Consider the following 20,866-nt stretch of genomic DNA (forward strand, 5'->3'; position numbering starts at 1 on the left):
TGGTGGTAGTGGTTGTATTCACGCTAATTCTCCTAAGTCGGTCGCTAATTGCGTTACTGCCTCCACAAACACTTGTCCACGGTGGTGGTAGCCCTTGAACATATCAAAACTTGCACATGCTGGAGACAATAAAACAACATCCCCTTCTTTGGCGTATTGCATGGATGCTTGCACTGCTGCCTCTAAAGAATCAAATCGCTCCATAGGCACACCAGCAGGTTCTAATGCAGAGGCAATGATTTCTCTATCTACACCAATTAAAAATACTGCTCGTGCATAACGTTGCACAGGGGCACATAATGGAGAAAAATCTTGCCCTTTACCCAAACCTCCTAGAATCAATATAGTTGGTCGCTCCATTCCAACTAAAGCGGCCTGTGTTGCACCCACATTAGTACCTTTGCTATCATCAATAAAATCTACACCTTGAATAGTACGTACAAAATTGCAACGGTGTGCCTGTGCCTCATAATCACGTAACGTTGTTAATAATGGGGCATAGGCAATACCAATGGCACGACATAATGCAACAGCAGCCAATCCATTTAAGGTATTATGTCGCCCCCGTACACGCATAGCATCTGCAGGCATTAAACGCTTTATTTCTCCTTGTGGACGCACAGGACGCTCATAAGACTTTTTCTTGGGTTGTTTAGTCACTGGAGCATCAAAATCATCATACTCATTGACACATAACCATGCCATACCATTGATATATTCCACCCCTAAATCACCTGCTAATTTAGGCTCATCACTACCAAAACTACGTACATGTATATCATCTGAATAATCAACCATTTTCATGGTAAGTTCATCATCACGACTCACTATAGCTATATCACTCAACGCCAGCAATCGAGCTTTAGACTGGATGTAATGCTCCATACTTCCATGCCAATCCAAGTGGTCTTGAGTGACATTAAGTACTGTTGAAGCATTAGGTTTTAGTGTTGTGGTGGTATGCATTTGAAAGCTAGATAACTCAAGAACCCAAACATCAGGGAGTTTTTCATTCTGCATTGCCATCATCAATGCATCTAAGGCTGCTGGACTGATATTACCAGCAGCAATTGCCGTGAGTCCTGCTTGCTGACACATATCTCGTGTCATGGTGGTGACGGTTGTCTTTCCATTTGTACCTGTCACAGCTAGTACTTTAGGTGTGTATTGGAACTGTTCTTGTAAATCCGCCAGAGCACGAGCAAATAACTCAATCTCACCGATAATTTCTATATTACGTGCTTGTGCCTTATCTAAAAATTCTTTTATAGGAGAAGCAAAAGGCAATAATCCTGGGCTTAGTACAATACTTTGGATACCATCAAGTACACTATCTCCTAATGCTCGCTCTTCTCCAAGGAAAAAGGCTTGCGCCTCTAATCCAGCCTCTTGCAATGCCTGCAATCCAGGGGGACTAACACGAGTATCTGCAACTCGTACAGAGGCTCCTTGTAACAGGCACCACTTGGCAGCGGCTAGCCCTGTTTCCCCCAACCCTAAAATAAGAACTTGATGATTTTTTAAGCTAGAAACGAATGAACCCATGATTTAACGCAACTTTAAGGTTGATAGACCAATCAATACCAACATAATCGTAATAATCCAGAAACGCACAACTACCTGTGTTTCCTTCCAACCACCCACTTCAAAATGGTGGTGTAGTGGGGCCATTCTTAAAATACGACGACCCTCACCATAACGTTTCTTTGTGTATTTAAACCATGACACCTGCAGCATCACAGATAAAGTTTCTGCCACAAAAACACCACCCATAATGAAAAATACAATTTCTTGGCGAGTAATCACTGCAATAGTACCCAACATACCACCAAGAGCCAAAGCTCCAACATCCCCCATAAACACTTGAGCAGGATAAGCATTAAACCATAGGAATGCCAAGCCCGCCCCCCCTAATGCTGCACATAGCACCATCATCTCAGAGGCACCAGGAATATAGGGAAACAGCAAATAGCTAGAGTAATCAACACGCCCAACTACGTAGGCAAAAATACCTAAAGCAGCACCCACCATAACAGTAGGCATAATAGCTAAACCATCAAGACCATCCGTCAAGTTCACCGCATTACTAGCACCAACAATAACTGCCCAAGTTAATGCAGCAAAACCAAACACTCCTAGTGGGTAGCTCACATGCTTGAAGAAAGGCACAATTAAATCAGCACGAGAAGGCAACGGCATAGAAAAACCGCTCAATACCCAATCTTTAAATAATGGCCATAGCTCAGTATTCGCTGGGGCTGATACAGCGAAACTTAAATAAATAGCTGCAATCAGTCCCACTATCGTTTGCCAGAAAAATTTTTCTCTTGAAGACATACCCTCAGGATTACGATAAACGACTTTACGATAATCATCGACCCAACCAATCGCCCCAAAACCCAAGGTCACTAACAAGACTACCCATACAAAACGATTACTCAAGTCAGCCCATAAAAAAGTACTGATGGCAATACTAATCAAAATCAATACACCACCCATCGTAGGGGTACCATTCTTGGCTAAATGATCTGGACCATAAGCACGCACCGCTTGGCCAATCTTCAATTCGGTTAACTTGCGAATCACACGAGGGCCAACCATCAATCCTAGTAATAAAGCTGTGCCACATGCGAGCATCGCCCGTAACGTAATATAGTCAAATACAGAAAAAGCAGAAAATTTCCCTGATAGGGCATGAAATAATTCGTATAACATTTAGGCAATCCCTATTGCACATCACTCTCTAACAATGCTTTTACCACTCGCTCCATTTTCATAAAGCGTGATCCTTTTACCAAAATTGTCTTTGCTGGTAATTGCTTAAGATAAGCCACCAACTCATCTACATTAGTAAAATGTTTACCTGCATGACCAAATGCGTTGACACTCAATTGGCAAAGCTCTCCTGTCCCCAATAAGGTGGCAATCTGTTTTTCCCTAGCATAAGCCCCTACCTCTGCATGCATTTGAGGACCATTCTCCCCCACTTCTCCCATATCACCGAGAACTAATACAGCAGGTTGCTCTAATTGTGCAAGCACATCTATTGCGGCTTTAACAGAATCAGGATTGGCATTATAAGTATCATTGATTAATGTCACACCATTGCTTAAGCTTTGTTGCTGCATACGTCCACTGACTGCTTTAAAGTGCGATAAGCCTTCCGCGATTGTTGCTAGTGGCACTTTAATTGCCAAAGCACACGCTGCAGCTGCCAATGCATTGCGTACATTGTGCTCTCCTGCAATATTTAAGCGCACAGGCACCTGCTTACTACCAGCCTTGGTTCCCGGCACTGCATCATAATGTAAGATAAACGAAGTGCCCAACGCATCAATCTGCACTTGGGTCGCATATACGTTGCCATTATGTCCAAATAAAATTCTTTGATGACCCGAAGATAACTTATCCCACACCCCAGTATATTCTTCATCAGCAGGATACACTGCCACGCCATTGGTAGGCAATGACTTCAGCACATCGCCATTTTCATAGGCAACTGCTTCCACCGTTTTCATAAACTCTTGATGTTCTCGCTGTGCATTATTCACCAATGCTACTTGTGCCTGTGTCATATCAGCAAGCAAGGCAATTTCACCTGGATGATTCATACCAAGTTCAAATACTGCGACTTTGATGTGTTCATTTAACTGCAACAAACTTAGTGGTACACCAATGTGGTTATTAAGATTCCCTCTTGTGGCAAGGCAATGTTCAGCGCCTACGTAAGTCTGTAAAATTGAGGCAATCATCTCTTTGCTTGTCGTTTTACCGTTGCTTCCTGTTACGGCAATCACTGGAATAGCAAAATGTGTTCGCCATGCTTTCGCTGCTTGTGATAGAGCTTTAAGAGTATCTTCCACGACAATTTGTGAAATAGGTAAATTCGCCTCTGGTTGTGATACTACAGCAGCGATAGCCCCTTTATCTGCTACTTCTTTGAGGAAGCGGTGTCCATCAAAAGACTCTCCTTTCAGCGCAACAAAAATTTCACCTTTCTCTATCGTACGAGAATCCGTGTTGATTTTAGCCCCTGACTTTAATAGCAAAGCAAATAGTCCCCATAACCTATCATCAAAAGCATATTTTTTATGATGGATTTCTTGGTAGGTTTCATGTCCTTTACCTGCGATAAGAATCACATCATTAGGGGATGCATTAAGGACAGCTGAGACGATTGTATACGCCCTATCCACATTAGACCAAACACCAGCAGGCATACCTGCTAGAATCTGCTCAAGAATACTCTGTGGGTCTTCTGTACGAGGATTGTCGCTAGTGACGTACACCTTATCGGCTTGCTCTGCAGCAATTTTCCCCATAATAGGACGTTTACTTGCATCCCTATCGCCTCCGCAACCAAATACACAAATTAACTGTCCATTTCTGGCTTGTGCTGAAGGACGCAGAGCTTTCAAAGCATGTTGTAAAGAATCAGGAGTGTGCGAATAATCAACAATAACAAGAGGCAAGGCGGCAGTCACCGGCGGCTTAACAATCTCTAATCGCCCAGGAACTGCCTCTAGCAAAGCAATACTTTTGGCAATACGCACACCACTCCACCCCAAAGCATGCAATATACCTGCAGTAAGAAGCAAATTGGCAATATTATGCTCGCCTACCAGACGAGTAATAACTTGACTTTCCCCATCTGGCAGAGATAAATCAAATGATAGTCCATAGTCTGCAAAAGCGTATTGTTTGGCTTGGATTTTGGCTTCTGCATGCCCATGCATGGAATAGCCTAATGTATGCTTGGCTTGGCTTTGTTTAAAGAAACGCTTACCCGCCTCATCATCTAAATTGATGACAGCGTACTCCAAATCCGGCCATTGGAACAATAAACCCTTGCAACGTTCATACTCCTGCATAGTATGATGGATATCTAAATGATCTAAAGTGAGATTCGTAAACCCTGCCACTTTAATTCGCACATTATCCATCCGCCCTTGCACCAAACCGATAGAAGAAGCCTCAATCGTGACCGCCGCAATACCTTTTTGACGCAAAGTAGCAAGTAAGCGATGCACACTCAACACATCTGGCGTAGTCAATGAACCGCCTAAATTCTCTCCATTTGGGAGAATTGTACCCAGCGTACCAATCGTAGCACAAGGTACATTTTGCTGAGTCAATGCCCTTGCCACCCAGTTGGCACATGATGTTTTACCGTTGGTTCCTGTAATCGCAATAACCGTCATATGTGCCGAAGGCTGTTGATACCATGCATCCCCTAAAGCACCTAGCCTCACACGCAATTGTTCTACTTCTAGCACAGGCACTGAAATATCAGCAGAAACTGATAATCCTTTTTCTAACAAGACCGCTACCGCCCCATTATCTACAGCGGCACGAATAAATTGTGCTCCATCAGAATGAGTGCCTTTACAAGCGACAAAGACATCCCCTACTTGGATGTCTCTACTATCTAATCTCAAATCCGCCGTGCGCTGACAATGGGCGGACAACCAATCCAGTATTTGCTTCATTTTTTATCCTTGTGTTTTTTTAGCTTTAACCTGTCCATTATTAGCTTCTAGCGTTGCACCATTATCTCGTACAGTAGAATCAGGTGGGACATCTAATGCTTGCAATGTCTTCTCTATAATTTCTGCCACTACAGGACCAGAAACAACAGAGCCATAATAACCAGCTTTTTGAGGTTTGTTCAATGTCACAGCAACCACAATACGAGGATTAGAAATTGGCGCAATTGCCACAAACGATCCGCGGTAGGCATCTCTAGAATATTGACCATTGACCAAGCCCCGTGCTGTACCCGATTTACCACCGATACGATAACCATTGACCTTGGCCTGAATCTTGGAACCCTCAGCACCTGATGCTCCTTCTAGCATTGCACGCACTTCACGAGCAATTTTAGGTGAATACACTTGAATACTAGTGGGACGATTATTATTCTTGACCAAGGATAGCGAAATCATATCTCCATCACGTGCCAAGGCTGTATATGCTTGTGCAATTTGCAATAATGACACAGACAAGCCATAGCCATAAGCCATGGTAGCTTTTTCAATCAAACGCCAATTCTTCCATGGACGTACACGGCCCGTGGCAGCCCCAGGGAAACCAATATTCGGGGTTTGACCTAAACCAAGAGCGTTAAATACAGTCCACATTTGTTGTGCCCGCAGACGCTCAGAAATCATCGCCATACCAATGTTACTAGAGCGCCGTAAAATCCCAGCCACATCCAAAGTGCCATTGTGATTACTTACATCGGTAATGCGTGCACCCTGATAAAACCAAACGCCATTGCCTGTAGGAAATTTCGTATCTTCCTTAATCGCACCTGCATCCAATGCCAAGGCAGCAACCAGTGGTTTGATAATAGAGCCTGGCTCAAAAGTATCTGTAATCACCCGATTGCGTAAGGCATCCCCTTTACGCTCTTTGTTATTATTGGGATCATAAGTCGGCATACTCACCATAGCGAGAATTTCACCATTGGTTGAATCAATCACTACCGCACCGCCAGACTCTGCTTCATGCGTCTGCATGGCCTTTTCAAGAGCTGTTTTGGCAATATACTGCACACGACCATCAATAGTGAGATGAATATCTTGGCCATTTTGAGCTGGCAATCCCTCACTGGAAACCAAATCGTCAATATATTCACCAATACGATTACGGCGCAAGACTTTAAAGCCATCAGCACCATCTAAAATTTTGTCGTATTGCTTTTCCAACCCTTCCATACCATTACTATCCATACCAGTAAAACCTACGATATGACTAGTCACAGGCCCCTGAGGGTATTCGCGTTTACTCTCGGCGTCTACATTAACATTTTTGATTTTTAGACTCTTAATCTGACCAGAAACATCTCCCACCATCTGACGTCGCAAAAATAAGAATGGCTTATTTTTGTTTGCCATTAACTTGGCATCTAAATCGTTTAGAGACTCGCCAAGTACAGACGCCAATGCCGTACGGTTTTTCACCGATGTTTTAAGAAACTGTTCAGGCACCACCCAAATGCTGCTAGCAGGCACACTCTTAGCGAGCAAGTCTCCGTTACGATCAATAATTAATCCCCGCTCAGCTTGTACAGGGATACGAACTTCATAACGAGCATCACCCTCTTTACGCAAGAAATCACTATTAAATGCCTGATGATAAAGAGCCTGGGCACCTACTGCAGTGAACCCAAATAACAGTAAAAAATACAGCCAATTACCGCGAGTACGGTAAGAGGCCTTTTCTCCTGCTGTTTCATAGGAGCGAACAATATTGCCATTTCTTTTTGTTGTTCTAGACGAACGTGTAAACCATTTCATTACGCCACCCTATTGTTCCTTTTCTGTTGTAGCATTATCCGTTTGTCCTTCTTTACTCACCACAGTATCTGGAGGCAAAGGAGGTAACTCATCCTCTTTAATATAAATAATCTGACTCACATCAGCTGGTTGCATATTGAGTTTTTGCTCCATAATGGTATTAATCCTAGCTGTACTCGTCAGATTGGCTCGCTCAAGTTGCAAATAGCTCCACGCCTGATTCAGCTTTTGCTCCACATTTTGAGCACGCACCAAATCATTGTAAATCATGCGCTGCTGGTAGCGTACAGTAATTAACTCCATCGCACTGTACACAAAGAAACTGATTAACACGAGAATCGCCACTATTCCTCTCACAACGATGTCTCCGTACGTTGAGCCACACGCAAAATAGCTGACCTTGCTCGAGGATTAGCAGCCACCTCCTCTTTAGTAGCAACGACCTTGCCCAGATTCTTTAATAGGGGCTGAGGCAACTCACTTTCTCGCAGTGGCAACTTCGCCAATTCTGCAGCAGGATTCGCTGCACCTGCTATAAACTGCTTCACTCGCCTGTCTTCTAAAGAATGAAAACTAATCACCGCCATTCTACCTTGCGGCGCCAACAGACTTAGAACTGACGAGAGGGTGCGTGAAAGCTCCTCGAGTTCTTCATTGAGGAAAATCCGTATAGCTTGAAAGGTACGAGTGGCCGGGTGCTGGCCTTTTTCACGCGTCCTGACAACGGTTGAGACGAGCTCGGCAAGCTCAAGCGTTGTGCGTAAAGGGCTGGATTCGCGGCGACTTGCAATCGCCTTTGCAATCTGGAAAGCAAACCGTTCTTCGCCATAGTTTCTAATAACCTCCTTAATTTGTTCCACATCGGCTGTTGCCAGCCATTCTGCTGCTGTCACACCACGGGTAGTGTCCATTCGCATATCTAGTGGACCGTCTCGCATAAAAGAAAAACCTCGACTCGCATCATCAATCTGCGGAGAGGAAATTCCCAAATCCAGCAGAATCCCTTGCACCTGTGTAATACCACGTGCACTTAGCTCTGCTTTCATTGTTGAAAAACCACCATGAATAACATGACAACGAGAATCCTCCGCTTGTAGACGCTCAGCTTCTTGAATAGCTAGAGGATCCTTATCGATAACAAACAGTTGAGCATCTGGTGCCAATTGACTTAGAAGATAACGACTATGCCCTCCTCGCCCAAAGGTACCATCAACATAAATACCCTTTGCTTGCACCGACTCTAGAGGTTCATGTATCCATGAGGCCTTGGCATTGAAGTCGGGACTTACAAGAGCATTAACTGTTGCATATCGTAAGACTGTTGTGTGCGTAAAAGCTGTACTCATTTTGCGTATCTTTATAGCGAAAAATTATCCAACTTCGTTAAGTCAATAGCAGCCAAATCTTCTTCTTGTTGAGCAGCAAACTTATCTGCAGCCCACAATTCAAATTTCTGACCCATACCAACAAGGACAACATCTTTCACGATACCCGCAACGTCACGCAGTTCCGGGGCGATTAGAACACGGCCTGAACCATCAATATCTACGTCTTGAGCATGACCTAACAAGAGGCGTTGCAAACCACGTTGAGAAGATGGCAGTTCCATAATGATTTTTCGCTTGGCTTCCCACTCAAATCGGGGGTAGATTAACAAGCCACCATCAAGGTTTCGGGTGATGGTTATCTTGCCATGGGATTCCGATAACAAGGCGTCACGATACCGGGTTGGAATAGTCATCCGACCCTTGGCATCTAGTGATAATGCACTGTTACCCTGAAAAATCATTTTTGTCCCACTTTTTCACACAATTTCCTACTTATCTCCACTTTACGCCATTTATGAAGCTTTTTCAAGCGATGAAACCACTTTTTTTCATAAAAGTTCAATAAAAAGAACAACTTAGAACCCTTTTGAAGGATGATATTTATATTCTTTAATATGAAAAATCAATGAGTTATAGTTTGAATTGAAAGTGTTTTAATAAGATTTTGGCAATCTGCTATCGTTATCCCTAGCTTCGCTTTTTTGCGACGCTATGGGCACAGTATCAAAAAACAACAGCACTATAGAAAATAATCTAGACACAAACCTTTATGGTCATAAAAGCATGCGTGATAGGAATATGAGATGACAAGCAAAATTGCCAAACAAGAGAAAAAGAATACAAATGGAAGAAGAAAGGAGAGAAAATCTCAAATGAGATTAGAACAGAAGAAGCAAAACAAGCCTATAAGCCGGATTATGTAAACCCCGAAAGGTTGGCAATCATTCCTCTAGGCTTACTATTACTAGTAAGCTCAAGCCATCTACCCGCATACTCGGACGAGCAGCCCTTAATGCATGCCTATTTGATGTTGCTCCAGATAGAGGTTACCGCGTTTCACCCTACTATGCTACTACTTGCATAGTGCCATACGGAAGTCGCCGTACCAGTGTCATGTCACCACAACCCACATAGTAGACTCGTCTCTGTGGCCCTATTCCTCGCCTATTACTAGACGGACGGCTGTTAGCCGCTACCCTGCTCTGCGGAGTCCGGACTTTCCTCGGGCCTTATGGCACGCGATTGCCCAGCTTGTTTTGCGAGGCTATTGTAGCATTATTTTCTATAAAGGCCATAGACCAACTCACTGATTTCATGCAATACCAAACACAGCTCTATAAACTCAGGCTATGCTCACCCTACTTCACCATAGTAATTGCAAAACCATCCCAGCCCTTGTGTCCTACCGTCTGAATAACGGTAGAATCTAAACGAGGATCATCATGAAGTTTTTGGAAGTATTGCCGGATGCCACGAATGTTTGGAGCCCTATCTGTCTCGGTCACAACCTTACCATCGCGTACCATATTATCTGCCACAATCACAGTACCCGAACGACTTAGCTCCATGCAATAATCAAGATACACAGGATTATTTTGCTTATCCGCATCTATAAAGATGAAGTCAAAACTTGGAATCAATCCTGCCTTATGTTCTTTAACAAGCAACTCTAGACATTCTTGAGCCTTACCATGCATCATACGAATCTTATCTTGCATATCTGTCATAGCAAAAGTCTGCTCAGCAATTTGAATATGCTTTTCATCAAAGTCAATGGTAGTCACTAACCCATCTGCTGGCAAATCCTTCGCCATCCATACTGTACTGTATCCCGCTAGCGTTCCTATTTCCAGGATGCGTTTCGCCCCCATCATTTTAATGAAAAAATGTAATAACTTGCCGTGATTGGCTGGAACATTAATCTTAGGGATAGGCTTAGTACGATGAAACGCTAATACAGCATCAGACATTGTATCGTCAGCATGTAAACGTTTAAAAACCAAATCATCAACCTGATCAGGTAAATCCGATGGAATAACTGCACTATACATAACTTTTTTATAGCAAAACACCAATGGTTGCTATCATACTCTCAAATAAATAACTTATACCAAAAACTACTTCACAAATGACCAAGCTAGCGACTCTCCAGCTGCCAACGGGACAAGATATTGTTTATCCGCATAATCTAACACCTCTGGAATAGCAAACGCTTTGCGCTCTAAGGTAATCGTGTCCGTATTCACTGGCAGCCCATAAAAAGCAGCTCCATGCAAACTTGCAAACCCCTCCAATGCCTCTAATTTCCCTGCCTTTTCAAAAGCAGTAGCATATAGCTCCATCGCATGTAATGCAGAATAACAACCAGCACAGCCACAAGCAGCTTCTTTGGCTCCTTTAGCATGAGGAGCACTATCTGTACCAAGAAAAAACCGCGGATTGCCACTTGTTGCAGCTTCTACCAGCGCAATTCGATGCTCCTCCCGTTTTAATACAGGCAAGCAGTAGTAATGTGGACGAATTCCCCCTTGGAAAATAGCATTACGGTTATAAAGTAAGTGCTGTGGAGTAATTGTGGCTCCTATATACCCTTCTGCATCACGCACATATTGTGCTCCATGCTTAGTCGTAATATGTTCAAACACTATTTTAAGCTCAGGAAACGCCTTGCGTAGCGGCAACATGACACGATCAATAAACACAGCTTCTCGATCAAACAAATCCACACTTGGATCGGTCACTTCTCCATGCACCAACAGAGGTACACCATACTTCTGCATCATTTCCAAAACAGCAGCACAGTTAGCTAATAAATCTGTTACACCAGCATCAGAGTTAGTGGTTGCTCCTGCGGGATAAAGTTTAAAGGCTTTCACAAAACCACTCTCTGCCACACGTACCACCTCTTCTGCTGTTGTATTATTTGTAAGATACAGTGTCATCAGGGGGGTGAAATGAGTGATTTGCTTATCTTGCATAACCTTCTCAATACGTTCTTTATAGGCCTGTGCCATAGCCACAGTCGTCACGGGAGGCTTCAAGTTAGGCATAACAATAGCTCGTGCGAACTGACATGCTGAGTCAGGTAACACTGCCGCCAATGCACCATCATCACGCAAATGTAAATGCCAATCATCGGGACGAATCATAGTAAGATGTGTGCTGGAAATCTGCATGGTTATTACCCCTCATAAAATTTAACTCCCTATATTTTACAATTCCCAAGGAAATTTAATTTCTTTTGTATGTAAATCGCTTAAAATGACGCCTCTGAATTATTCATTTGGGAGTATTAAAAATGACAACAGAGAAAAAAACAGCTCGCAAACCTAATGCAGCGTTTATGAAACCATTAACCCCTAGTAGCGAACTTGCAGCCATCATTGGCAGCACTCCTTTACCTCGCACAGAAGTGACTAAAAAGATTTGGGACTATATTAAAGCCAACAATTTGCAAGATGCAAAAAATCGTCGCAACATCAATGCTGATGCTAAACTTCGTCCTATTTTTGGTAAAGATCAAGTATCTATGTTTGAAATGACTAAGCTTGTGAGCCAACACTTAAAATAATGCCTGCTCACTTCGCTTACTTAACTCTTACCCACCGAGTAGCACTATCAATCACAGTGCCCAGACGGTGGGTATGTCTTAATAAGAGCCAAGAAGAGGAGAAACTTCAATCAATGTTCTCCTCTTTGCATCATAAGTATTAATCAAAATAATAAGTTGCTCCCACAACAGCACCCAGATTTCCTTGGCTATTGTGATTAATTGCTCCTTTTACCATCAATTTACCATTATCTGCCATATAAGACGCACCTAAGGCATAGCCCACTTGACCTTTGTAAATGGCAGAAGATAGGCCTAGTGAAGTCTGTCCTGGTCTAAAAGACTGCCCCAAACCAGCAACAGCCATAGCAGAAGCTGTTCCAGCAAACCCTTCTTTACGAACAAATTGCGTATTTTTCTGCAATGCCTGTAAAGCACTACCCACATCACGGAGCTTCATTTGTTTACCAGAGTTTAAATCCTTAATGGTATATACAGGAGCATTCACTCGACCATCCGCTGTCACACTAGCTCCACCCCCCAAATAATTGGCAGTGTCTTGAGCGGCCACACCCATATTAGCATCCAAAGCACTAATGGCACCTGCTACCGTAGAATGCGTTTTCTTTTGTCCCGTTTTTGAGTCTGTCACCACATATTGTGGGGCAGTCACTCTCCCATCATCCCCTACAGTGGCACCACCGCCAAGATGTTGAGCCAAGTCCTCTGCATTAGCCCTTATCAAAGCTTTAGAAGTATCCATCACATAGTTCACATTTGTCTGTACTGCACCAATGGCACTACCAACATCTCGATGGTTTATTTCTGTTGCTGTGGCAATATCTTGAATAGTATAAGTGGGAGGTATCACTGTACCGTCGTTATTGAGCATAGCTCCTCCTCCTAAATGAGTCACTATATCATTAATACTTCGGTCTGTTGTATCCGCCCTACCTTCTAACACCATTGCTCGTCCCTCTAGACCTTGAGTTTTATCTTCCAATGTTAAAGTACGCCCCTCTAGACCTTGGGTTTTATCCTCCAATGTTAAAGTACGCCCCTCTAGACCTTGGGTTTTATCCTCCAATGTTAAAGTACGCCCCTCTAGACCTTGGGTTTTATCCTCCAATGTTAAAGTACGCCCCTCTAGACTTTGAGTTTTATCTTCCAATGTTAAAGTACGTCCCTCTAGACCTTGGGTTTTATCCTCCAATGTTAAAGTACGCCCCTCTAGACCTTGGGTTTTATCCTCCAATGTTAAAGTACGCCCCTCTAGACCTTGGGTTTTGTTTTCCAATCCTGCTGTCCTTTCCCCAAGATTATTGGTTTTCATCTCAAGCGATGAGGTTCTATTTACCACGTCTACCGTCCTAGACTCCAAGGCATTAGCCCTTTCCTCTAGGTCAGATGCCCTACCTGTAAGTCGAGTAATCTCTGCTGAATTGCCACCTCCAGCTGTATGGATAACCCTACAAAAACCTGTTGATTCATCGCATCTTTGCACCTCAATAGCATTCCTTTCTGCGTTATAGGTTACTCTTGTAGCGTAATGAACTCCACCCTCTTCTGCTAATGCATTTGTATATACAGCTCCTACGCAAGAAAAACCAATTAATACCCATAGTTTTTTTCGATTGAATATCATATTAATGCTCCTTTAAATAATTACCAGTTGTCTACGTGAATCGTTTTTCACGTCATACTCATTCTAAAAAAGCATCTAGAAACTGAACATCAGGAAAGAATACTTTTGTCCATGCGTAAAACTACATACAAAAGACTTGACTTTTTCCAACAACTTTGTTCGCAAAGACAATAACCTTAAATCACATATGACGAAGTTACTTCGGTATACTAATAACTTCTTCGTGGTGAATTTTTGCTTGCTATGAATATTTCCTTTCGACAATTACGCGCTTTTGTCACCGTTGCCCGTAAAGGGAGCTTTACATCAGCAGCAGAGTCTTTGTTTCTGACACAGTCAGCTCTTAGCGGACTTATCAAAGAATTAGAGCAAACATGGGAGGTCAAATTATTTGAACGAACCACTCGCCGTCTGGTACTCACTAGTGCTGGGCAGGAGCTGTATCCCAAAGCTCAACAAATTCTCATGCAGATTGAAGAGATTAATACCCAAGCCAAAAGCTACCGAGCAATACACCAAGGTAGGGTGCGTGTTGCATGTTCTCAGCAATTGGCTGCTTTTTTGCTACCAGAACTAATAGCAGAATACCAATTAATCACCCCTTCTACCCATATTGATATTATGGATTGTGGTGTAGAAAATGTCATTCCACTCGTTGATGAAGGAGAGGCTGACTGGGGAATAGGGCCAGAAAGGGAGGTAAGGTCTAACATTAGTAGTGAAAATTTATTTTCTCTTCCTTTTCATGCCGTCTTAAAAAAAGAACATCGTCTAGCAAAACAGAGTACTCTTACATGGGCAGAACTTATCCATGAACCGCTCATCACATTAAAAGGCCCATTCTCCGAAAGATTGGCAGAACAAATTCATGTCTCTCAACAATCCATACTAGAAAAGGCAAACAAGGTTAACTATATGTCCACAGCACTAAGTATGGTCAATGCAGGATTGGGGATTACGATTTGCTTGCCTTATTCAAAAAAACAGATTGACCAATATGATTTAGTAATGTGCAAAATGGTAAAACCCAGCATTAGTCGGAAATTTTATATTTTCCAAAGAAAAAGTGCTGTACTATCAGATGCAGCACAGCACTTCAAGGATTTTGTAGTATCTAGACTCAATAAAGGCAAGTACTTTACTCAACAAGAATAGCAATCACTGTAAGCTAAAACCTTGACTTATACGTGTAGAGTAAATACTTTCTGTAATTAGGCAATAGACGGTATTCTATTAAGCAATGAGACGGTATTCTATTAAGCAATGAGACGGTATTCTTTTGCTAGAGCAGCTTGTACTGCTGTCCTATTTGCTATTTGTTTTGCCCAACGTAGAATATGTGTATACTCTTGTACATTTAAAAACTCTGCGGCATTGTAAAGCTCACCCAGTACCAAACGACCATACCAAGGCCAGATGGCCATATCCGCAATAGTGTACTCATCACCAACAATAAACTGCCTTACTGCTAATTGCTGATCCAATAAACTAAGTTGTCGTTTGGTTTCCATGGCAAAACGATTAATCGGATACTCAAATTTTTCAGGGGCATAGGCATAGAAATGACCAAAACCACCTCCCACATAAGGAGCACTTCCCATTTGCCAAAATAGCCATGACAAACACGCTGTCCTTTCAGGCAATGTCTCTGGCAAGAACTCGCCAAACTTCTCAGCTAAATAAAGTAAAATAGCTCCTGATTCAAAAACAGGTTGTGGCGGAGTCACAGAATAGTCTAGTAAAGCAGGAATTTTAGAATTGGGGTTAATTGACACAAAATCTGAGCCAAATTGCTCACCCTTACCTATGTCAATCTTAAACACATCATAATTAGCCGCTTGAATACCTTTAGCTAACAACTCTTCCAGCATAACAGTCACTTTAATACCATTGGGAGTACCTAATGAATATAGCTGTAAATCTGCATCACCACGCGGTAGATGTTGCTCAAACGTAGCACCTGCTGTCGGACGATTAATATTAGCAAATTTACCACCATTACCAGGTACCCATTCCCATACTTTAGGGGGGATATATTGTGCTGTCATCATGATCTCCTATTCAAGTGCGGCGAGTATTCGTATATTGTACGACTCACCCTAACAATCTCATTGTCAAAAAAAATGATGGTAAAAATATCATTTCTACCATCACTGATTATAAACACTAAGATTAACCTTGAACACCGGAACCTGGCATTCGTAAATGTTCACCCACACGGATACCACGTTTACCTAGATTATTTAAGGCACGAATACCATCAACAGTCGTACCATAGCGGCGTGCTAGGGAGTATAAAGTATCCCCTGCTGACACTTTGTGGATTTGTGGTCCTGCACTACTACGTTTAGTATATTTAGGAGCACTAACTGCTCTTGGGGCGACCACTTTAGTATTCATAGAATAAATAGCAGTACGAACCCTAGCCTTAGAGGTAGAAACTGTGCTCACTCTAACATCCTGAGCAAGAGTAGGCTCCTGAGCTGTATTCTGAGATGCAACAAGATTGCCAATTAAATCATCATGACCGATTGAATTATTATTCACCACCGGACGTGAAGCAGAGACTAACCGTGGCTGAGCGGCATTAGAGGCTGACTGTCCCAAACGCACATTAGGATTTACCTCACGCAAAGAAGGAGTCTGTACAGGCAAATTCACTTGATTACTTGCTAACATAGTACTACTACCAGCGATAGGATTACGAATCTCTTTTGTATTGATACCTGAAGGAGAAGCATCCATAGATAAACCGGGTGCACGTGGGACTAAAAGGGTCCGAGAGGAAATCGCCACAGTTTGTTTACGTCCATAACCATTGAGCGACTTTAATTCTTCTAAAGAAATTCCATGCCGCTTGGCAATATCAGCAAGTGACTCACCTGGAGTAGGTGTATATCCTCGCCAAGAGGATAACTCACCCTTATGTTGTTTAAGATTTTGTTCAAAAATAGCGACATTTTTCTTGGGCAGAAGAATACGTGTTTTATGCTCTTTAAGAATTACAGGACGCTTATCTGCTGGATTCAATAAACGAAACTCTTCATCTGAAATACCAGCTAAACGTACAATCGTGCTAACATCCATGTCTTCTGTCTTGGTAACTTCAGCAAAATAAGGTTGATCAGGGACATTAGGCAAAGTCACCCCGTATTTTGATGGGTTTGCAATAATGCGCTTGATAGCCAATAACTTAGGAACATAGTTACGAGTCTCGTTTGGCATACGCAATGATAAAAAATCAGTTCCCAAACCTTGGGCTGCGTTACGATCACGAGCACGGCGTACAGCACCCTCCCCCCAGTTATAGGACGCAAGTGCCAAATGCCAATCATTGTCTTGGAATTGATACAAGTACTCAAGATAATCTAGAGCTGCACGTGTAGAATGGATGGTATCCTGACGGTCATCTCTCCACCAGTCTTGTGTCAAATTATAATGCGTCCCTGTGCTTGGGATAAACTGCCACAAACCAGCCGCTTTGGAGCGAGATAATGCCTTGGCATTGTAAGCACTCTCAACAAAAGGCAATAAAGCCAACTCTGATGGCATATCACGTTTTTCTAATTCTTTGGTGATATAGTAAATATAGCGACGAGAACGCTCTGCCATAGTATGAATCATCTGAGGACGAGAGGCATAGAACTGAGTCCAATAATCCACCTTGGGGTCATTATCCAAGTCTGGCATATCAAATTCTTTGCGAATACGCTCCCAGATATCCTTTTGCTGCTTATCTAGACCAGCTAAATTGCGATGATGATGACCTCCTGTAGAAGCGCAGCCAGTAATAGCAACAGCCACAGCAATAACAGCATAACGAAGAAGTTTCATAGCTCTCTCTAAAAATGATTCTTCCACTCACGCAGCGTCCCCAAGACATCCGCTGGTGAAGACAAAAAACGCCCAGCATACTGCTCTGCCGCCTGTTGGATAATACGCTGATTAGCCCTTAGGAATGGATTAGTACGCAACTCTTGACCTAAAGTGGTAGGAACAGTGGGTAAACCCTGCTCACGCAACTCCTGTGCTCTGATTTGCCAATCCAGCAAGTCAGGGTTAGAAGAATCCACTAATAGGGCCCAACGAATATTAGATAAAGTATATTCATGGGCACAATACACTAGAGTATTTTCGCTCATTTTTTTAAGCTTATCAAGGCTTTGCAACATTTGTTTCGAATTTCCTTCAAATAGCCGTCCACAGCCACAAGAAAATAAGGTATCGCCACAAAAAACAAAGGGTTGTCGAAAGGAAATTTGCCCCCAATACGCCACATGATCGAGCGTATGACCTGGCACCTCTAGTACCGAAACAGACAATGGCAAAGGTTCCAAATCCAGTGTGTCGCCCTCTTGTACATACACATCAATCCCTTCAATCTGCGAGCTTACAGGACCGTAAACCCTGGCCCCAGTTTCCTGTGCCAATGCAAGCACCCCCCCCGTATGATCTTGGTGGTGGTGCGTGATAAGAATAGAGGTCAGCTGTAAATGGTGTTGCTGCAAAAACACAGCAACAGGATCTTTTTGTCCAGGATCCACCGCACAGGCGTAGCGCCCATCCGTTATTATCCATATATAATTATCATTAAAAGCAGGAATCGGTTTAATCTCTACCATGGCGTTCATCCTATGCAAGAAAATTCAACAAGACAACTAGAACAATGGCTGGTATCCGAGAAAGGGCAGGCAATTCTTCAACAGGAGCTAGCAAAAGTAGCTCCCGTGATGAGCCATTCATTTGGTTACCTAGCTCTGCAGATTGATTTACCAGGTATTGACTACCTTGCTCTTCATCATGCACGCAGAAAATTTATATTATCTAGCAATGATAACAATACCTCATGCAGTACTCATCCATATATTAATGCGATTCCAACACAAATTCCATTAGAAAGCCAATCAGTAGACCTTGTTGTCCTTCCTCACACTTTAGAACTATATCCTCATGCAAAACACATTCTAAAAGAAGTTCGCCGTATCCTTATCAACGAGGGGAAAATCGTTATTTTAGGCTTTAATCCATTACATCCAAGTAGGTTACAACAACTTTACCATTCTCCGCTCGCTCCTCCCATTCCCTACAGGCGACAATTTTCACAACATAGAATAAAAGAATGGTTTAAACTACTTGGCTTTGAATTAATTGAGCAACCCATCTCTTCACGATTTACTCCGTGGTTTTCAAGAAAAGATAGCTTTTACATGCTGGTTGCTCGCAAACGCTCATTTGGTATGCATTTGGTAGGACCTGCTATTCGCAAAAAGAAAAAGACAACCGCAGAAACGGCCGTTGCAACTCGACAAATGCATAAACAACACATAAAGTAACCTCATCAATTACTTCTTTTAATGAGAAAACCCATGAATAAAAATGACCCTGTTGTAGATATTTGGACTGATGGTGCTTGCAAAGGAAACCCTGGCAAAGGTGGATGGGGAGTTTTACTTCGTCATGGTGGACATGAAAAAGAACTTTATGGTGGCGAACTCATGACCACCAATAACCGCATGGAAATGCTCGCCGTCATCAAAGCATTAGAAGCTCTCAAGCGTCCTTGCAGAATACACCTTCATATCGATTCACAATATGTAAAAAAAGGGCTAACCGAATGGATGCCCTCATGGATTGCTAGAGACTGGAAAACCGCTGACAAGAAACCCGTCAAGAATCAAGACTTATGGCAAAAATTAAATACCTTATGCCAACAACATGATATCCAGTGGCTGTGGGTAAAGGGTCACGCTGGAAATGAGGGCAATGAACGTGCTGATGCATTGGCCAATAAGGGTGCAGAAGAAGCATCTGAGTAACCTACCTTTCCGGCATCTAATCATTAATTAAACCATCTATACACACAACCTACCATAGGCATCTTCTGTACTAGCTCTTACTACTTTTAATAGAAGCAGCCAATAATGTCCCACTGCATAATCTCCTGCTATAATCCCTCTTACTTTAAAAAGAGGTCTGCAGGAAAGAGACATTAAAGAGGAGACAACACGATGTTTTATGGTAAAAATACTCGTTTTACTGAACTTACTCGCAAAGAAACTCAAGTACTATGGCTAGCCGTACATGGTGTCAAAAACAGAGTCAGTGCAGAAAAATTAAAATGCTCTCCTCGTACAGTTGAGTTTCATAAATCTAACCTTCTCCAAAAGGTAGGTGCACGAAACACCGCTGAACTGATTCTCAGACTATATCAGATATACCATGCAGAAAAAAGACTATAGCCAGATATCGTATTGTGCAGCCTGCCTTGCCCGACCGAGCCTTAATACACTGATTACCTCCTACTACTACATCAGCATTTTCTGTGCAGCTACAATCCATGTCCTCAAACATTGACTATGTTTGGTGATTACCCTCTGCTGTATGCTCAGCAGCAGAACAACAAAGACTAATATTTTGAAATAACCGCAATTAAGCCCTTCACTCCCATAGTAATTTATATTCTTTTTTCTTTAATGAGCATGAAACAAAAAATAGCTATAAACCACAGATGAATATCAAATACCCACAAAATCCGATGCTGAACGTCCTCACCTGCATGCATAACATACCAAACAGGCTATTTACTCTCCATCATAGCGACGAGTTGTTCTATGATTGATAATAATTTAATCCTGTCTATATCATCGAGCCGCTGAAGTAAGTTTTCTATCTGATAAGCAATATCACGAGGGCGATGACTAGCCTCATCTAATAAATCAGCCGATTCACAGCCAAAAATCTCAGCCAATTCCAGCAACCTTACCACAGATAGATTGATATTTCCTCGTTCTAAACGAGACATAGCATCAAGGCTTAAATCTAAACGCTCTGCTAACTCTGATTGCGTCATCCCAACAGCTTTACGGTGTTTGGCAATGGATTGCCCTATTCTTTGACTGATTTCTTGTTTTGTCGCTTTAGTCATGTTTTGCTCCAAAACGACAAATATCTACTATATTTCATAGAGTAAGAACGGCTTTTTATTCTGCTATAAGAATAAATTAACAAAAAATGTACAACTTAATTTAAAATTCTTACCAAA

At 42.5% G+C, this 20,866-nt stretch carries 19 protein-coding genes and 1 other RNA gene; 5 read left to right on the plus strand and 15 right to left on the minus strand.

The features are described from left to right. Positions 1-18: 18 nt before the first annotated feature. The 10 genes from murD to pyrC all read right to left on the minus strand — a co-directional run bounded on the left by murD (position 19) and on the right by pyrC (position 11,805). Entirely contained in the window at positions 19-1,545 is a 1,527-nt protein-coding gene (gene murD, locus HKX40_RS03655; RefSeq protein ID WP_171588208.1) for a UDP-N-acetylmuramoyl-L-alanine--D-glutamate ligase, read from the minus strand. A gap of 3 nt (positions 1,546-1,548) precedes the next feature. Beyond that, the gene (gene mraY / locus HKX40_RS03660; protein WP_171588209.1) at positions 1,549-2,715 is read right to left on the minus strand and encodes a phospho-N-acetylmuramoyl-pentapeptide-transferase; all 1,167 of its coding nucleotides are present in this window, start codon (positions 2,713-2,715) and stop codon (positions 1,549-1,551) included. 11 nt (positions 2,716-2,726) lie between these two features. Beyond that, on the minus strand, positions 2,727-5,489 hold the full coding sequence (gene murF, locus HKX40_RS03665; protein WP_171588210.1) for a bifunctional UDP-N-acetylmuramoyl-L-alanyl-D-glutamate--2,6-diaminopimelate ligase MurE/UDP-N-acetylmuramoyl-tripeptide--D-alanyl-D-alanine ligase MurF: 2,763 nt from the start codon (positions 5,487-5,489) through the stop codon (positions 2,727-2,729). Between the two features lie 3 nt (positions 5,490-5,492). After that, entirely contained in the window at positions 5,493-7,301 is a 1,809-nt protein-coding gene (locus tag HKX40_RS03670; RefSeq protein WP_171588211.1) for a peptidoglycan D,D-transpeptidase FtsI family protein, read from the minus strand. Between the two features lie 9 nt (positions 7,302-7,310). Next, positions 7,311-7,646: a cell division protein FtsL gene (ftsL, locus tag HKX40_RS03675; protein ID WP_343042957.1), complete on the minus strand. Its 336-nt coding sequence runs from the start codon at positions 7,644-7,646 to the stop codon at positions 7,311-7,313. Between the two features lie 8 nt (positions 7,647-7,654). After that, positions 7,655-8,647: a 16S rRNA (cytosine(1402)-N(4))-methyltransferase RsmH gene (gene rsmH, locus HKX40_RS03680; protein ID WP_171588213.1), complete on the minus strand. Its 993-nt coding sequence runs from the start codon at positions 8,645-8,647 to the stop codon at positions 7,655-7,657. A gap of 11 nt (positions 8,648-8,658) precedes the next feature. Further along, positions 8,659-9,087 carry a division/cell wall cluster transcriptional repressor MraZ gene (gene mraZ, locus HKX40_RS03685; RefSeq protein ID WP_171588325.1) on the minus strand — a complete coding sequence of 143 codons (429 nt, stop codon included), beginning with the start codon at positions 9,085-9,087 and terminating at the stop codon, positions 8,659-8,661. Between the two features lie 432 nt (positions 9,088-9,519). Continuing rightward, positions 9,520-9,887, minus strand: an RNA gene (rnpB, locus tag HKX40_RS03690) — RNase P RNA component class A. A 100-nt stretch (positions 9,888-9,987) separates the two neighbouring features. Then, entirely contained in the window at positions 9,988-10,680 is a 693-nt protein-coding gene (locus tag HKX40_RS03695) for an O-methyltransferase (RefSeq protein ID WP_171588214.1), read from the minus strand. Between the two features lie 66 nt (positions 10,681-10,746). After that, positions 10,747-11,805 (minus strand): dihydroorotase, encoded by a 1,059-nt coding sequence (pyrC, locus tag HKX40_RS03700; RefSeq protein ID WP_171588215.1) that lies wholly within the window; start codon positions 11,803-11,805, stop codon positions 10,747-10,749. 122 nt (positions 11,806-11,927) lie between these two features. Here pyrC and HKX40_RS03705 point away from each other — a divergent pair, with 122 nt between their 5' ends. Then, complete coding sequence (locus HKX40_RS03705) at positions 11,928-12,200, plus strand: SWIB/MDM2 domain-containing protein (protein WP_171588216.1); 273 nt, start codon at positions 11,928-11,930, stop codon at positions 12,198-12,200. 139 nt (positions 12,201-12,339) lie between these two features. Here HKX40_RS03705 and HKX40_RS03710 read toward each other — a convergent pair whose 3' ends face one another. Further along, the gene (locus HKX40_RS03710) at positions 12,340-13,824 is read right to left on the minus strand and encodes a YadA C-terminal domain-containing protein (protein ID WP_171588217.1); all 1,485 of its coding nucleotides are present in this window, start codon (positions 13,822-13,824) and stop codon (positions 12,340-12,342) included. A gap of 243 nt (positions 13,825-14,067) precedes the next feature. Between HKX40_RS03710 and HKX40_RS03715 the strand changes: the two genes are divergently transcribed. Further along, positions 14,068-14,979 (plus strand): LysR family transcriptional regulator, encoded by a 912-nt coding sequence (locus HKX40_RS03715; RefSeq protein WP_171588218.1) that lies wholly within the window; start codon positions 14,068-14,070, stop codon positions 14,977-14,979. Positions 14,980-15,080: 101 nt separating this feature from the next. Here the strand turns inward: HKX40_RS03715 and yghU are convergent, their stop codons facing one another. From yghU to gloB, 3 genes are all read right to left on the minus strand, one after another. After that, a complete protein-coding gene (gene yghU, locus HKX40_RS03720; protein ID WP_246233555.1) occupies positions 15,081-15,875 on the minus strand; it encodes a glutathione-dependent disulfide-bond oxidoreductase in 795 nt (264 codons plus the stop codon). A 121-nt stretch (positions 15,876-15,996) separates the two neighbouring features. Beyond that, positions 15,997-17,658, minus strand: coding sequence for a lytic transglycosylase (locus HKX40_RS03725; protein WP_171588219.1), 1,662 nt, complete (start codon positions 17,656-17,658; stop codon positions 15,997-15,999). 8 nt (positions 17,659-17,666) lie between these two features. Beyond that, positions 17,667-18,446 (minus strand): hydroxyacylglutathione hydrolase, encoded by a 780-nt coding sequence (gene gloB, locus HKX40_RS03730; protein ID WP_425500436.1) that lies wholly within the window; start codon positions 18,444-18,446, stop codon positions 17,667-17,669. Between the two features lie 12 nt (positions 18,447-18,458). On the opposite strand from gloB, the gene HKX40_RS03735 reads away from it, so the two are divergent. From HKX40_RS03735 to HKX40_RS03745, 3 genes are all read left to right on the plus strand, one after another. Beyond that, a complete protein-coding gene (locus HKX40_RS03735; protein WP_171588221.1) occupies positions 18,459-19,157 on the plus strand; it encodes a class I SAM-dependent methyltransferase in 699 nt (232 codons plus the stop codon). A gap of 33 nt (positions 19,158-19,190) precedes the next feature. Continuing rightward, positions 19,191-19,640: a ribonuclease HI gene (rnhA, locus tag HKX40_RS03740; RefSeq protein ID WP_171588222.1), complete on the plus strand. Its 450-nt coding sequence runs from the start codon at positions 19,191-19,193 to the stop codon at positions 19,638-19,640. A gap of 192 nt (positions 19,641-19,832) precedes the next feature. After that, positions 19,833-20,063, plus strand: coding sequence for a LuxR C-terminal-related transcriptional regulator (locus HKX40_RS03745; protein ID WP_171588223.1), 231 nt, complete (start codon positions 19,833-19,835; stop codon positions 20,061-20,063). A gap of 338 nt (positions 20,064-20,401) precedes the next feature. Here the strand turns inward: HKX40_RS03745 and HKX40_RS03750 are convergent, their stop codons facing one another. Continuing rightward, positions 20,402-20,749, minus strand: coding sequence for a helix-turn-helix domain-containing protein (locus HKX40_RS03750; RefSeq protein ID WP_171588224.1), 348 nt, complete (start codon positions 20,747-20,749; stop codon positions 20,402-20,404). Positions 20,750-20,866: the final 117 nt, after the last annotated feature.

The sequence above is a fragment of the Pelistega europaea genome, assembly GCF_013133775.1.
GTDB lineage: Bacteria > Pseudomonadota > Gammaproteobacteria > Burkholderiales > Burkholderiaceae_B > Taylorella > Taylorella europaea.